General features: G+C 39.5%; 15 protein-coding genes. 4 read left to right on the top strand and 11 right to left on the bottom strand.

Annotated elements, in window-relative coordinates:
- Positions 1-68 precede the first annotated feature (68 nt).
- Both CVS86_RS09060 and thiC read right to left on the bottom strand, forming a co-directional pair.
- Positions 69-1,169, bottom strand: coding sequence for an Mrp/NBP35 family ATP-binding protein (locus CVS86_RS09060; protein ID WP_107791675.1), 1,101 nt, complete (start codon positions 1,167-1,169; stop codon positions 69-71).
- Positions 1,163-2,458 (bottom strand): phosphomethylpyrimidine synthase ThiC, encoded by a 1,296-nt coding sequence (thiC, locus tag CVS86_RS09055; protein ID WP_107791674.1) that lies wholly within the window; start codon positions 2,456-2,458, stop codon positions 1,163-1,165. Before thiC ends, CVS86_RS09060 begins: the two co-directional genes overlap by 7 nt.
- A 146-nt stretch (positions 2,459-2,604) precedes the next feature.
- Here thiC and CVS86_RS09050 point away from each other — a divergent pair, with 146 nt between their 5' ends.
- The 4 genes from CVS86_RS09050 to CVS86_RS09035 are packed head-to-tail and all read left to right on the top strand — an operon-like array spanning position 2,605 to position 6,245.
- Positions 2,605-3,723 (top strand): bifunctional 2-C-methyl-D-erythritol 4-phosphate cytidylyltransferase/2-C-methyl-D-erythritol 2,4-cyclodiphosphate synthase, encoded by a 1,119-nt coding sequence (locus CVS86_RS09050; RefSeq protein WP_107791673.1) that lies wholly within the window; start codon positions 2,605-2,607, stop codon positions 3,721-3,723.
- Positions 3,720-4,610 carry a response regulator gene (locus CVS86_RS09045; protein ID WP_107791672.1) on the top strand — a complete coding sequence of 297 codons (891 nt, stop codon included), beginning with the start codon at positions 3,720-3,722 and terminating at the stop codon, positions 4,608-4,610. The genes CVS86_RS09050 and CVS86_RS09045 overlap by 4 nt, the downstream gene beginning before the upstream one ends.
- Positions 4,588-5,769, top strand: a complete 1,182-nt coding sequence (locus CVS86_RS09040) for a sulfate adenylyltransferase (protein WP_107791671.1) — start codon at positions 4,588-4,590, stop codon at positions 5,767-5,769. The genes CVS86_RS09045 and CVS86_RS09040 overlap by 23 nt, the downstream gene beginning before the upstream one ends.
- 8 nt (positions 5,770-5,777) lie before the next feature.
- Entirely contained in the window at positions 5,778-6,245 is a 468-nt protein-coding gene (locus CVS86_RS09035) for a phosphatidylglycerophosphatase A (RefSeq protein WP_107791670.1), read from the top strand.
- Positions 6,246-6,294: 49 nt separating this feature from the next.
- On the opposite strand, the gene CVS86_RS09030 is transcribed toward CVS86_RS09035, so the two are convergent.
- The 9 genes from CVS86_RS09030 to CVS86_RS08990 form a co-directional block, all read right to left on the bottom strand.
- Entirely contained in the window at positions 6,295-6,873 is a 579-nt protein-coding gene (locus CVS86_RS09030; protein WP_107791669.1) for a hypothetical protein, read from the bottom strand.
- 78 nt (positions 6,874-6,951) lie between these two features.
- Positions 6,952-7,386 (bottom strand): hypothetical protein, encoded by a 435-nt coding sequence (locus tag CVS86_RS09025; protein WP_021089989.1) that lies wholly within the window; start codon positions 7,384-7,386, stop codon positions 6,952-6,954.
- Positions 7,387-10,482 carry a cytochrome c biogenesis protein CcsA gene (gene ccsA / locus CVS86_RS09020; RefSeq protein ID WP_107791668.1) on the bottom strand — a complete coding sequence of 1,032 codons (3,096 nt, stop codon included), beginning with the start codon at positions 10,480-10,482 and terminating at the stop codon, positions 7,387-7,389.
- A gap of 45 nt (positions 10,483-10,527) precedes the next feature.
- Positions 10,528-11,085: a c-type cytochrome gene (locus tag CVS86_RS09015; RefSeq protein ID WP_002941036.1), complete on the bottom strand. Its 558-nt coding sequence runs from the start codon at positions 11,083-11,085 to the stop codon at positions 10,528-10,530.
- Between the two features lie 93 nt (positions 11,086-11,178).
- On the bottom strand, positions 11,179-12,399 hold the full coding sequence (locus tag CVS86_RS09010; protein WP_107791667.1) for a major outer membrane protein: 1,221 nt from the start codon (positions 12,397-12,399) through the stop codon (positions 11,179-11,181).
- A gap of 256 nt (positions 12,400-12,655) precedes the next feature.
- Positions 12,656-13,093 (bottom strand): hypothetical protein, encoded by a 438-nt coding sequence (locus tag CVS86_RS09005; RefSeq protein ID WP_107791666.1) that lies wholly within the window; start codon positions 13,091-13,093, stop codon positions 12,656-12,658.
- A gap of 125 nt (positions 13,094-13,218) precedes the next feature.
- The gene (locus CVS86_RS09000) at positions 13,219-13,806 is read right to left on the bottom strand and encodes a hydrogenase-4 component G (RefSeq protein ID WP_107791665.1); all 588 of its coding nucleotides are present in this window, start codon (positions 13,804-13,806) and stop codon (positions 13,219-13,221) included.
- Positions 13,807-13,889: 83 nt separating this feature from the next.
- Positions 13,890-14,324 (bottom strand): Dps family protein, encoded by a 435-nt coding sequence (locus CVS86_RS08995; protein WP_002941158.1) that lies wholly within the window; start codon positions 14,322-14,324, stop codon positions 13,890-13,892.
- A 153-nt stretch (positions 14,325-14,477) separates the two neighbouring features.
- On the bottom strand, positions 14,478-14,855 hold the full coding sequence (locus CVS86_RS08990; protein WP_103606019.1) for a rhodanese-like domain-containing protein: 378 nt from the start codon (positions 14,853-14,855) through the stop codon (positions 14,478-14,480).
- Positions 14,856-15,014: the final 159 nt, after the last annotated feature.

Genomic DNA, 15,014 nt, shown 5'->3' with positions numbered 1-15,014 from the left:
CAAATTTTGGTAGCCAAATTTAAACTGGCAAATTTTAAAATTTGCTCTAAATTTTATCTTTTGTAAATTTACTTCGAGCAAGCACTCTTGCCGTCATTTACTGGCTGGATCGCTGAGTTATCAGCCCCGCCGCCGTTATTTATATTTTCTATTATCTCCCAAAGCCTTGCAGCTGCGCTCTCATAGCGTTTTGCAGTGACTGAGTTTGGCTCATAGAAGCTAACTGGCTTGCCATTATCGCCACCCACTCTAACAGCTGGCTCGATAGGAATTTCAGCTAAAATTTGAGTGTTATAAGCTTTTGCTACCTCTTCAGTCGTGCCTTTGCCAAAGATGTCATACTCTTTGCCATTATCTGGGCAGATAAAGCCGCTCATGTTTTCGATGACACCAGCGATTGGGATGTGAAGCTTCTCAAACATATCAAGCGCACGTTTGCTATCGTCAAGCGCTACCACTTGAGGCGTTGTGACGCAGACACCTGCCGTTACTGGCACGCTTTGAGCTAGAGTTAGCTGCGCGTCGCCCGTTCCTGGAGGCATGTCGAGAAACAAGACATCAAGCTCGCTCCAAAGCACGTCTCTTAGCAGCTGCTCGATCGCTTTCATGATCATCGAACCACGCCAGATAAGGCTCATGCCCTCTTCCATCAAAACGCCCATACTCATCATCTCAACACCATGGCTAAGTATCGGCTTTAGCTTGTTACCAACGACTTGTGGCTGGGTATTTACTTCACCAAGCATTCTTGGGATATTTGGTCCGTAGATATCAGCGTCTAAAATTCCCACTTTTTTGCCTAGTTTTGCCATTGAGATGGCTAAATTTAGCGTTGTGGTTGATTTACCAACGCCGCCTTTGCCAGAGCTTACCATTACGAAATTTTTAACTTGAGGTGCGATATTTTTGCCACTTTGAGTGTTACTTTTCTCCTCAGGTATCTTTGGCTGGATCAAATTTAACACGTACTCATTTGAGCCCATGACACGTTTGATGTCTGTTTTTAGCTCGTTTGCCACGTCAGGATTTGAGCTAACGATCTCGACTTCTATTGTAATTTTCTCGCCGATTTCTACATTTTTTACAAAGCCAAAGCTAACTATATCCTTCTCAAACCCCGGATATATGACGCCTTTTAGTCTGTTTAAGACCTCTTCTTTATTTAACATTTTTCTCCTTTTTCTAGATCTTTTGAAATTTTATATGCACAAAATTTTGGTCCGCACATCGAACAAAAATGAGCGCTCTTAAACGCATCTTCTGGCAAGCTCTCATCGTGAAGCTCTCTAGCCTTTTTTGGATCAAAGCTAAGCTCAAACTGCTTGTTCCAGTCAAACGTATATCTCGCATCACTCATCGCATGGTCTTTTTCGATAGCTCCTGCCTTGCCAAGTGCGACGTCTGCGGCATGAGCTGCTATCTTGTGAGCTACGATGCCCTCTCTTACGTCATTTTCATTTGGCAAGCCAAGGTGCTCTTTTTGCGTCACGTAGCAAAGCATGCTAGCGCCGTGATATGCTGCCATCGTACCACCAATCGCTGAAGTGATATGATCATACCCCGCGCCGATATCGCTAACAAGCGGCCCAAGCACGTAAAATGGGGCATCATGGCAGAGCTCTTGTTCGATTTTCATATTATACTCAATTTGATTTAATGGCACATGACCAGGGCCTTCTATCATCACTTGTACATCTTTTTCCCACGCACGAAGTGTAAGCTCTCCAAGCACCTTTAGCTCACTAAGCTGTGCCTCGTCTGTTGCGTCGTAAAGGCAGCCTGGACGAAGTCCGTCGCCAAGCGAGAGCGAGACGTCATATTTTGCGCAAATTTCTAAAATTTGATCAAAAATCTCATAAAATGGATTTTGCCTATTTAGCTTTGACATGTAGCTAGCGCTCAAGCTGCCGCCACGGCTTACTATGCCCATTTTGCGCTTTTTAACAAGTGGCAAAAACTCACGCAAAAAGCCAGCGTGTATCGTAAAGTAACTAACCCCTTGCCTTGCTTGCTTCTCTAGCACGCTTAAAATTAGCTCATTTGTGATATTTGTAACCTCTTTTGCCTCTTTTAAAATTTCATACATCGGCACCGTTCCAACTGGTACGCTTGAATGCTCAATAATAGCGCTTCTAATGGCGTCTAAATCGCCGTCCGTGCTTAGATCCATAACCGTATCAGCGCCAAATTCTAAGCAAATTTCAAGCTTTCTAAGCTCCGCGCAAATGTCACTACTTAGGCTTGAGTTGCCGATATTTGCATTGATTTTCGTCTTTAGCTTTCTGCCTATGCCCATAGGCTTTAAATTTGTGTGATTTACGTTTGCTGGGATGATGATGCTACCTTTTGCCACCTCATCCATCACTAAATTTTCGCTCACTCCCTCGATCTTTGCCACATAGCTCATCTGCTTTGTGAGCTCACCTCGCCTAGCATAGTGCATCTGCGTCTTTGTCATGACTAGCCTTTTTTTAAAATTTAAAGGCTCATTTTAGTCCTTTTTTGTTTTGATCTAACTAAATGCTAGCCTTAAATTTATTTCTATAAAAAGAAATATTTAGCTTTTAGGTGTATAATTCCGTAACAATCTTCAAAGGAGCTACCTTGCTTGATATCTCACTTATAATGCTAGGAGCAGGAAATTCCAGCCGTTTTGAGCTACCTGTAAAGAAGCAATGGCTTCGCATCGGCAGCGACCCACTTTGGCTATTTGCCACTAAAAATTTGAGTAACTTTTACACATTTAAGGAGATCATCGTCGTTAGTAAAGAGTGCAAATATATGTCTAAATTTGCTCCAAATTATAAATTTGTTGATGGCGGCGAGACAAGACAAGATAGCCTAAAAAACGCACTTGAGCTAGTAAGTAGCGAATTTGTCTTAGTTAGCGACATCGCGCGCCCTTGCATATCAAGCGAGCTCTTTCACAAGATCATCGAGGCGGCCGCTCAGGCTGACTGCGTAGTGCCTGCGCTAAAGATCGCTGACACTGCCTATCTTGGCGAAAACGCAATAGACAGAGAAAAGGTAAAACTTATCCAAACGCCGCAGCTCTCGCGCACAGCACTTCTTAAAAAGGCTCTTAGTAGCGGCGAAATTTACACAGATGATAGCTCGGCTATGAGAGCCATTGGCGCAAGCGTTTGGCACATTTTGGGCGATGAGATGGCTAGAAAGATCACTTTTAAAGAGGATCTTGCCAAAATTTCAGCCCTAAAAGCACCAGAAAACGAGCTCTTTGTAGGTAACGGCTTTGATGTGCATGAGTTTGAAAAGGGGCGTCCGCTTGTGCTTTGTGGCGAAAAGATCGACTATGAGTTTGGGCTAAAGGCACACAGCGACGGCGACGTGGCACTTCATGCGCTAACTGACGCTATTTTAGGAGCTGCTGGACTTGGCGATATAGGCGAACTCTTTCCTGATACGGACGCTAAATTTAAAGATATTAGCTCTATTTATCTATTGCAAGAAGCCTATAAAAGGGTGCAAAGCGTGGGCTTTGTGCTAACAAACGCTGATATCACGATAATGGCGCAAAAGCCAAAACTCTCAAAGCTAAAATCAAAAATGGAGGCAAACATCGCGCAGGCTCTAAATTTAAGCCAGAGCCGCATAAATGTCAAGGCGACAACGACTGAGGGGCTTGGCTTTGTGGGCAGATGCGAAGGGATCGCTGTCATGGCAAGCGCTAGCCTTAAATTTTACAACTGGACGCAAATATGAAAATTTTAATAGTAGAAAACGAAATTTACCTAGCTGGCTCGATGGCTAGCAAACTAGCCGACTTTGGCTACGACTGCGAGATCGCAAAGAGCGTCAAAGAGGCTTTGAAATTTGAAAATTTTGATGTAGTGTTACTTTCTACCACACTCCCAGGGCAGGACTTCTACCCAGTCATAGAGAAATTTAAAAGCTCTATCATCATCTTACTTATCGCCTACATCAACAGCGACACCGTGCTAAAGCCGATACAAGCGGGCGCGGTGGATTACATCCAAAAGCCATTTATGATAGAAGAGCTAGTTAGAAAGATAAGGCATTTTGAAGAGTTTAGAGGCTTTAAAAACGAGATAAAAAACTACGAAAACTATATAAATTTCGCCCTAAAAGACTATGAGATACCTTGTTTTGAAGCCAAAAAGATCAAATTCCCACTTCTTTTAAAATCAAGCAAAAATGGCTACAGCGATAAATTTATCTTTAACTATGTAAAGGCTGGGAATTTGCCATTTTTGTTTTTAGGCAAAGCCTGTTTTAGCGAGCTTGAAAAAGCACTTGCTCAAAGTGGCGACGAGCTAATATACATCACAAATCTCGAAGAGCTAAAAGAGGATGAAAAAGAGAAAATTTTAGAGCTTTGCAAGAAGAAAAAAGTAGCTATACAAACTAGCGATTTTGCGCAAAGTGCGCCATTTGAAGAGCTTGAACTCTCCATCCGAGATAAAAACTTTGATATCGGCGAGATCGTCACGATCGATGAATATATAAAATATATCATAGTTAATTATCAAGATAAATTCCCCGACACCGAGTTAAGCAAAAAGCTTGGAATTTCTAGAAAATCACTTTGGGAAAAGAGAAAGAAATATGACGTCAGCAAGAAAAAATAGTGAAATTTCTATAAACACCGAAGTTTATGGCGCCTTAGAGCTTATCAAAAACAAAATTCTCTCAAATTTTAGCGCCCTGATGGACGACGAGCAGATCAAAGAGGTGGCAAAAAAGGGCTACTTTAACGGCGAGCCGATGCCCTACTCTTTTGGCTTTGCTCCATTTGGCGAGGTCAATCAAAATATCGCTAGCAAGTTGCATGCTGGGCAAAAAGTAAATTTAAATATGGACGGCAAGATCGTTGGGCACATCGACGTGGCAAAGGTCTTTAAATTTGACGAGAGCATGCGAGCTAAAAATATTTTTTTAGCAAATGAGTCAAACAGCGAAATGTCGCTAAATTTAGGCAAATACGGCATAAGCGGCGAGTTTGAGCTATATGATGAGAGCTTGCAAATAAGCAAAGATGCGCTAAATGAGCTGATAAAAGAGAGTGGCGCTAAAAAGATAACGGCTGTTTTTTTGACGGCTGATCCATTTAACCGCGCTCATGAACGCCTAGTTAGGATGACTATCGACAAGGCCGATCTCGTGGTTGTTTTTCTAATAAGAACGCGTGAAGAGAGGCATATTGATTACGAGATCAGAAAGCAAGTGCTTGACTTCTTTAACCAAAACTATCTGCCAACAAAAAAGGTCTTTGTCTTTGCGCTAAAAAACACGACCCTTTTTAGCTCGCACGCCAACCCAACGCTTGAGTGCATCGCAGCTTCAAGACTTGGCGCAAACAAGCTAGTCATCGGACAAAATCACTCTGGCATTGGCATGTTTTTTGACCACAACGAAGTTCATACGATACTTGATATCTACAAAAACGACCTAAATTTAGACGTGATCGTCCTGCCAGAGCTCGTTTATTGCAACAAGTGTAAGACGCTAGTTAGTACCAAAAGCTGCCCGCACGGACAGCATCATCAGATCAAATACCACCCAGACGTGATCAAAGAACTGCTATTTAACGGCATCATGCCACCAGCCATACTCGTTAGGCCTGAAATTTCAGCGCTCATCTTAAGCAAGCTCTATGTAAATCGCTTCAAAGATATACAAAAGCTCTGCGACGATCTTTTTGTAAATTCTGGACTGCTTGAAAACAAGACCGACCGCGACTTTTACGAGGAGCTCATGAAGCTCTACCAGACATCATCACTCACTTAAGGAAATTTATGCAAAAGCTATTTTTGACATTTTTTGGATTTGGACTTTTACCAAGGGCACCTGGCACTTGGGGCTCGGTGGCTGGAGCTGTGGTGGCTTATTTTGTGCTATATTTTTTCTCAGCGACCACGCTTTTGCTAGCTAGCATTTTGTTATTTTTAGTGAGCATCAGCGTCATTGATGATTTTGAAAAAAAGGTAAATTCGCACGACGAGAGCTTTATTGTGATCGACGAAGTTGCTGGCGTTTGGCTCGCTATCGCCATTAGCGGAGCGACGATCTCACAGCTAGTTCTCTCACTCGTGCTTTTTAGAGTGCTTGATATCAAAAAACCATCGATTATTGGCAGGATCGACCGCAACGTAAAGGGCGGACTTGGCGTCATGGGCGATGATATGGTTGCTGGATTTTTCGCCGGCATTATTAGCGCGATGATATATGGCGTGGCTATGAAATTTGGCGTAGTTTTGCCGTAAGCTGAGCTAGCATCTTGCTGGCTCTTTTTAAATTTAACTCTCCCTACTATTAAAACTCATCCCACTCTTCTTTAGAGACCAGAGCTTTATCGCTAGAATTTTTCTCATCCCTGCCTGCAAATTTCTCTTTGTCGTTAATTTTTCTAAAGACGATCATATTATAAAGTGAAAATTTTAGCTCTCCAAAAAGGCTTAAATTTTTTGCATTTTCAGGGGTTATCTCATTGCCATTTTTGTCACTATTTTTACCACCCAAAAATAGCAGATAAAGAAGTGGCGTAATGAAGTTAAATCTTAAAAGTAGCGCCAAAAAACAGTTTAAAAAGCCGTAATTGTATTTAATGCAAACGTAAAAACCAAAAACGGCGTAAATGGCTATTATAAAAAGCATAGTGTAAAAAATATAAGCTAGCCCATCATCATTTGAAACGTCAAAATACTCACATACTGCACAAAAGATAGCCACAAAGGTGGGAAATATTACGAGCGGAAAGATCAGATGCAGTCCAACTAGATCAAATTTACTCACATAGACTTTTATATTTCGCCTGCCAGCAAAGATCATCAACAAAATAGCAAGCACTATCGGCAAAAAGACCAAACTAGCATAGAGATCATTGATGTCCAAATTGCACTCCTATTTTTGCTTTGTAAATTTGAGTTTTGCTAACGATGTTTTGCGTTCTTAAATTTAAAAAAGCTAAATTTACCTACGATTTTTGCGGTTTTCTATGCCTATCCTCTCGCTATCTTCGATCTCAGCAACATAGCTTGGATTTTTCTTTTTAGCCTCTTTGTCCAAAAAGCTAATAAGCTTTGCATCGGCATTTTGGTGAGAGCAGATGAGGATTATAAAATTTATGTAGTTGCTAGCTTCTTTTGGAGCGACCTGATTTTTTTTCGCTGGTATTATAAATTTCTCTCCAAAAATTTGTATAAGCTCGAAAAGCTCGTTTTTGCTTAGAGTTTTGTCGCTAGCAAGCTCTTCAAGCTTTTCGATCGTGATCTCTTCTTCACCCTCAGCTTCTAGTCCTCTTGCCAAGACTTGATGATCTTTGTTTTTTAACAAAAGATAGATTAGCGCGCAAATGGCCACTATAAGCAAAAAGACAAAAAAGACTATCAAGCCTTTAAGAAGCATCTATAGCCTTGTGCAAAGAGAGCGTTTCGTAAATGCAAGAACGCTCATCGCTATCATAATGGCGATGCTTATCCAGACAAAATCAGGCACTGGAAGCGGATCTCCAGCTGCATATGAGTGCATGCCAGCTAGATAGAAATTTACCCCAAAATAGGTCATTATGATCGACCAATAGGCAAAAAATGAGGCAACAGCAAATGCGTATTGATTATTAAGTTTTGGTATAAATCTCATGTGAAGCACCGCAGCATAGACAAGGATCGAAACTAGCGCCCAAGTCTCCTTGCTATCCCAACCCCAGTATCTACCCCAGCTCTCATTTGCCCAGACGCCACCCAAAAAGTTTCCAAGCGTAAGTAAGCTAAGACCAAGTATCATCGCCATCTCATTTATACGTGTCGCTTCAGTGATATTGCGTGCGATCTCTGCATTTGGCTTTTTCTTGTTTTGTAAGATGATAAGTAGCAAAGTAAATCCACCAAGCAACGCACAAAGGCCTAAAAATCCATAACTTGCAGTAATGATAGAGACGTGGATAGTTAGCCAGTAGCTCTGAAGCACAGGCACAAGCGTCGTGATCTGCGGATCCATCCAGCTAAGGTGCGCGACAAACAGCGTAACGCCAGCTAATATAGATGTAAGCGCAAGTGCGATCGGACTGCGTTTTGCAAAGATGATGCCAGATAGACCAAGCGCCCAAGCGATATAGACCATCGACTCGTAGGCGTTACTCCAAGGGGCGTGCTCAGCGATGTACCAGCGAAGACCAAGTCCAGCTGTGTGCGCAAGAAAGGCTAGTAAATTTATAATATATACAGCTTTAACTATGCCATTTATCTGCACTTTTGGTGCTAGCATCTTGACAAAAACAAATAGCAAAAGTGCAAGTCCAGCCAAAAGATATATCGGTGTCAAGCGGTCAAATACTTGAAATTTATTAAATAAAATTTCTATATCTATCTTTTTCTCACTTGGCATGACTGCAGCGCCGTATTTGTGCTGATAGGCTGAAATTTTCTCAAGTGCCGCATCCGCCTTACTCCAGTCATTATCCTTTGAGGCTGCATCAACAGCTGAGAAATACTCTCTCATCATGCCAACGACTAGCTCAGCCTCTTTTGGCGAGAAGTACATCATCGCACTAGCAGGCGAATACCAAGAATTTGACGGATCGTCTTGTTTTGGGAAAATTTTAAAAATTTCACCGATAAATATCATATAAAATACGTTTAGTCTCTCGTCGATCTTTATCACATCTTTGTCAAATGTATTGCGTGAGCCTGGGTGTTTGCGGTTTGCTATCTCGGCAAATTTTGTTAGTTTATACTCGCTTCCACCATCTTTTGTCGCTTTAAAAAATTCATCAAAGCTTGCGTATCTTGCATTCTCATCGACGCCTAGCTCTTTTTTTAGCTCCTTGCTCTGACCAAGTGCGATGATCTTCTCATTTCGCCAAAAATCAGGCGTTACCATTATAGAAAGCATAGCTTGGTTTGAATTTAAACTACCTATGCTCTCGCCTCTGTGGATTTTGTTTAAAACCTCTTTACTAAGCGTATCAAATGGCTTCATCCTGCCGTCTGGACTTTGCACGATGAGTCTAGCAAGCTTGTCTGCATGCTCTTTGCTGATACGCGGCAAGAAGTCCTCTGCCTTTAGCGAGCTAAAATTTAAGCCCAAAAGTAAGACCGCTATGAGCGCAGCAACTTTTTTACCGCCCTTTATTGATTCATTATCTATTAGTTTTGCTAGCTTTCTAAATCGGCTGTTAGGATTTATGACGTTTAACAAGAAGCCAAGTCCTAACAAAAAGTAGCCGATATATGTCGGGATCTTGCCTGGGTCTTTATTGACAGAGAGGATCGTGCCTTTCTCATCAGTATCGTATGAGCTTTGGAAAAATCTATATCCATCATAATCAAGCACGTGGTTCATATAAATTCTATAATCAAACCCCGGATCATTCGTGCCATCTTTTACCACTACCTCACTTGAGTAGCTCATAGGAGAATTTGAGCCAGGATATCTTTTTAGCTCAAAGTCTTTTAGATAGAGGCTAAATGGGAGTTTTATCTGCTGAGCTCCCCATGAGGCGTTAAATTTCTGTCCAGCCACGGCAATACGTGAAGGCTCCATTAGGTTGTAAAATACATGCATCTCTTTGCTCTCACCTTTGTAGTTTAGCTCAGCTATCAACGCATTAAACTCGCTATCCTTTGAGCTAACTAGCTTTCTTGTGGCGTGCGCTGAGACTAGTCTTGGGGCAAAATTTATATTTGAGATAGTATATAAGCTACCTGTGCCAAATTCATTCACGCTGCCAGCTTTTAGCTCAGTTTTTGAACTATCCGCCATAGTAAATTTTGAAAGATCGGCATTTGAAGTAACTGTGAAATTTCCATCATTTAGTCTAAAAAGAACGTATTTTTTATTTTCATCTGGTTTGGCATTAAAGATAAAGCTGATATCTCCAACCCTTGCCTCTTCTTCTTCAAGTAAAAATATCTCTTCGCTTTCGCTCTCGTTTGATACTACAAATTCAACAACAGGCTTCCCGCTATCATCATTTACAAATTTATAGCTTGCATTTGGCACAAATTCTTTAAATTTTAAACTAGCCTCACCGTCTGCTGTTTTTAGCTTTAGATCAAAGCCCTTCTTCACATCAGCAAGTCCCAAAGGCATAGCCGAGCTGATCTCTTCGCCTTTGTCGTTAAGCGCTGTTAAATTTATATACGAAACCTTTGTGCTAACAACGTTTGAAGCGGTGTTTTCACGTATATGCATATCAGCTTCAAAGCCAAGGTATCTTGTGATGCCAGCACCGATTAAGATGACGATAAAACCTAAGTGAAAGATGAGAGATGGGAGTTTTTTGGGATCGATTAGGTTGTATCTAAAGATATTGAAGGCTAAATTTATACCAAGCAGTAGTTGGATGAGCGCAAACCAGCCAGCCCCATAAACATAGTACCAAGCTGCTTCAGTGCTGGTTTTGCTCTCTATTATTGTGGCGGCTCCACTAGCTATGGCAAAGATTATCATCAAAACGATAGCTGAGCCCATACTTAAAAATAATGTTTTTGGATTTAACATCTGCTTCCTTTTATTTATATTGTGGCAAAGCTACCGAAGTGAAATTTATCTTAAATAACTGCCCTGCTTTGTTTCGGTTGAAACTGGTTTATTTTCGTTTGTATCTTGATCAGCAAGTGCATCTTTACCTTTTAGATAAGCAAGTATTGCACCTAGATCATTGTTTGAGACGATCTTAGCTTGGTTTTGCATCACGTTTTTACCGCTACCACCAAAGCTTGAGTCGCTTCTATAAGAGATGATGCTATCTTCTATATCTTTAGCATCCATATTTTTGAGTGGTGTTGAGCCAAATGGTCTTTTATCTGCGCTTTCGCCATGGCAGCTAGCACATTGTTTCTCATAAAGCTCTTTTCCTAAAGAGACGCTATATCTACCTTTTCTATCAACGCCAAATTTTAAAATTCTATTGTCTTTATAGCGTCTTGGATCTTCATCGACATAGACATTTACTTTTTCATTTCTGTCATTAGCCTGCTTTTTTGCCATTTCGGCAAGCTCTTTACCAAACTCGCCACGAGCTTCTATATAATAAACCTGAGAAGCTGCAAAGGCATTTGCCACCAAAAAACACGCCAAAAAAGAAATTTTGATATTTTTCATAAGTTTCCTTGAAATTTTGCTCTAAATTTAAAAATCCCGGATCAGATTGCTCCGACCCGGGATTATATCATAAGTTGATTAACGAGCTATGAATTAGAATGAGTATTTAGCTTCAAATCTAAATTTGTCAGCTTTGTTTTTATCTCCGTCATGCTCTTTTTCTGTTGTAAAGGCATAGAATGAGCTAAATGCTAGCTTTTTGCTGTATTGATAAGCAAATCTTGGAACAAATTGTTGAACTTTAGTCTTTTCATCTGTTTTATAACTACCTTTGATGTAGTCTAAACCAGCTGTAAATTTATCAAATTTATATGCACTTGTTACATATAGGTAACTACCCTTACCTTCTGCGCGTGTCCAGTCAAGTACATCTTCACCAGCGTCGATTAAGCCACCTTGATCTTCAAATGTAAATACTGAATATTTACCATCTTGATAGTTTTGAGTTTTGTAGCCGATATAGCCAGCAGCTAGATCAAGACCAAATAGTGAAGTTGAAAGTTCGCCAGCATAGAAGTTACCATCATCATAACCGAGAGCATTTTTTGCACTTGTGTCAGCTTGGCTATGTGCATAATTGATTCTTGCACCTAAAGATATATCGTTAGTTATAGCAAAATTTCCTGAAACATCAGCTGCAAGAACATCAGCTAGGTTAGTTAATGTGCCATACCATAGTTGGAAGTTGATAGGATCATATGAACCAGCGATACCAGCTGCATATAGATTACCAACATCATATTTAGTCAAGTAGTTTGTTGCACTAGCGTCTTCATATAATCCACCATTACTGAAGCCGTCTGTTCCCTCAAGTGCATCAAACGCTAAAGCAGTAAGTGTAAGACCTTCGATATCTTTATTTACTACTCTTATACCAGTACCTACTTCATCATCAGTGAAATAAGAACCGATGATTTGTTTACCAGCTGTTATAGTAGTGTTGCCAGCTTTATAGCCAAGGTAGAATTGATGAACATTAAATGTTCCATTTGTTTTTGTTATATCTGTTCCATCTAAATTTTTATCTCCTGAATCATCAGAAGTATTATATCTGAAACCAATAACTCCAAAGAAGTTATCGTCGATAGCAGCTTTAAAGTTAGTGATCATTCTAAATTGATGATCAGCTTTATGGCTTTTTTTATCAGCCACATTTGCTTTACTCTCTTTCTTGTTAGTGTTTGTATATCTATATCTTGCAAATCCTGAAAGATCTACGTTTTTTATAGCTTCTTCAAGTGGAGTTGCACTTGCAACGCTTGAAAATGCACCTAAAGCAACCAATGCAGCTAAACTAATTTTTGTTAGTTTCATTTTTTCTCCTTTTAAGGTTTTGTGATGACGATTATAATCAATAAAATTTAAGATGAAGCTTAAATTTTGCAATTTTGTTACCAATCATTTACCGATTTTGACCAAAAAGAGGTATATTTTTATAATTTAACTTTTACAAGTAAGACTTTTAAAAAGGGGATAAAAAGAAAAAGGGGCCGTTGCTTTGCCCCTTAAAAGGAGTTCTAGTTTTGATTGCTGATGAAATTATATATGCTAGCAGTAAATCAACGGTAATCTAAAAAGAAATTTTCTCCTCTTTTGGTACTTCGATATTTGTTTTTATATTTTTTCTTTTAACGACCACTTCATTTTGTGGTTTTCTTATGCCATTATATGCGCCTCTAGAGCCGCCCTCTTTTATAAGAAGCATGTCTATGAGCTTATCTGCGTAAAAAGTCGCATAGACAAGATCGCCCTTATCGTAATAATATCTGTTTGCACAAAAATTTGCTTTGTTTAGTTTGTGATTTTTCACATCGCTGGCTACTATCTCGTAGCAGTATTTCGAATCTTTATAGCTAACATCTTTTATGAAGCCTTTAATGGAGCTTTTTGCAGGTGTAGTTTTGGCAGCTTGTCTTGGTTGCTTACGGACTGGTGGGTTGTCATCAAAAAATGAACATCCCAAAAACATAGTGGCTACTGCTAGAGGAAGTAAAATTTTAGCTTTCATCTTTTCTCCTTAATATAAAGAGAAAAGTATAGCTTTTAAGATTAAATAAAATTTGCGAGTTTTTAAAATTTGAGTTTTGTGCTTACATTGAATATATAAATTTCTTGGGAGAGACCCCAAGAAAATTAAGCTGATACGTTTAAGACGTTACCGCCAAGCTCGGCGATCTTTTTATCGAGCGTCTCAAGCGTCTTTTCGATAGTCTTTTGTGAAATTTCAGGTAGCTCACCACCCCAAATTTTCTTTGCATCCTCAAAACCCTTTGCCACGCCATCTCTACCAGCTTTTAGCTTCTCTACATCATCACCTGCGCCATTTAGCACAAAGCCAGCTATCCTATCAGCTGTATTTGCGATGCCAAAAAAGCCATTTTCACTAACTAGCTCGCTTGCCTCATCGCTACTTAGCTCTCCTAGAGCTTTGCCGTTGTAGCCGATGCCTGCTAGATCAAGTCCAGCTAAAATGTCTGATAAATTTTCAGGCACACTAAAGCTTAGACCACCTTGGGCTAGTAAATTTGAACTAGTATTTTGAGTAATATCTTTTTGATACTGCAAAAAGTAGCTATTTGAGATCTCTTTCGCGCTTAAATTTGAAACCTCAGGCTGCTTTTTAGAAACCTCTTTTTCATCTTTATGAAGCGAAATTTCTGATTTTACATTTTCTTTTACGCTTGAAGTGTTGTATGAGCTGACGATTTGACTGATTTGCATATTTGGCTCCTATAAGTTTATAAAAACTATATCGCCAAAAGGTGGAATTTATTTAGGGTAAAGCGGGAGAGCTCCCGCTGTGATTATTTACCAAGTGTTGCGTTTAGCATCCAGATGGCTTTTTCAAATTTAGCTATTTGGTCTTGCGCGTACATCTGAGTTGTTGTGTCACCCTCTGCAAGCTCATCAAGCTTTTTAAACTCGCCCAAAAGGTGCTTGTAATCAGCCAAAACAATATCCAAAACTTCAGTCGGAGTGTAGCTCTCTTTTGGCTCGTGTTTTATGTGAGCGACTTTTGCTAGCTCCTCAGCCTTGACGATAGGTCTACCACCAAGCATAAGAGCTCTCTCAGCTGCGTCATCAAAAATCTCACTCATATCCTCATAAGCTTTCTCTGTGTATTCGTGGACGCTAAAAAATTGAATACCTTTTACATTCCAGTGAAGATCATGAAATTTGATATAAAGTGCATTTGCATCAGCCTGAATTGTGTTTAACTGTAAAATAACTTTTGACATTTTGTCTCCTTCTTTATTGTTTAAATGTGATGAAATTATATTGACTTAGAGTTAATCACTGGTTAATCAAATAATAAAATTTATTATTTAGTATAAAATTTTGGCTACAAAATAAATTTATCTTGTAGCCAAATGTAGAATTTAGAGATTTGTCTATTTTTTATAAGGTGTAGTTTTGTAGCCTTGCTCGATCAAACTACTCATACCGCCATCTAAATTTATAATCTTAAGATCTGAGCTATCTATCGCTGTAGCTGCTGCTGTGCTTCTTCTGCCACTTCTACAAACAAGAGCGATAGGCTTTTTAATATCAACCGCTTTTGAAAGCTCATCTAAAAATGCACTCTTATTGCTTGGATCAAAAGTGATGGTCTTCGCACCAGCTATGATGCCAGTTTCTTGCCATTCAGATGGAGTTCTAATATCAACGATCTGATCATATTTTTTGATCTCATCTGGACTTATATTAACGGTTTTAACATCAGCTGACAACATGCAACAAACGGCTCCTAAAAGTAAAATTTTCTTCATCTACTCTCCTTAAATAAATTTTTGAAATGTTAGCATGGATTATTAAATATATAAAATTTTTGTTGATAAATTTTATTGATAGTGAGGTCATACAAATAATTCATTAAAAAAATAAATTTATTTATATGTCAAATACGACTACTTATAAAAATAAGAATT

It is taken from the genome of Campylobacter concisus (genome assembly GCF_003048605.1).
In the GTDB taxonomy this organism is placed as follows: domain Bacteria; phylum Campylobacterota; class Campylobacteria; order Campylobacterales; family Campylobacteraceae; genus Campylobacter_A; species Campylobacter_A concisus_BM.
This window is presented reverse-complemented; position numbering and strand designations above follow the sequence as displayed.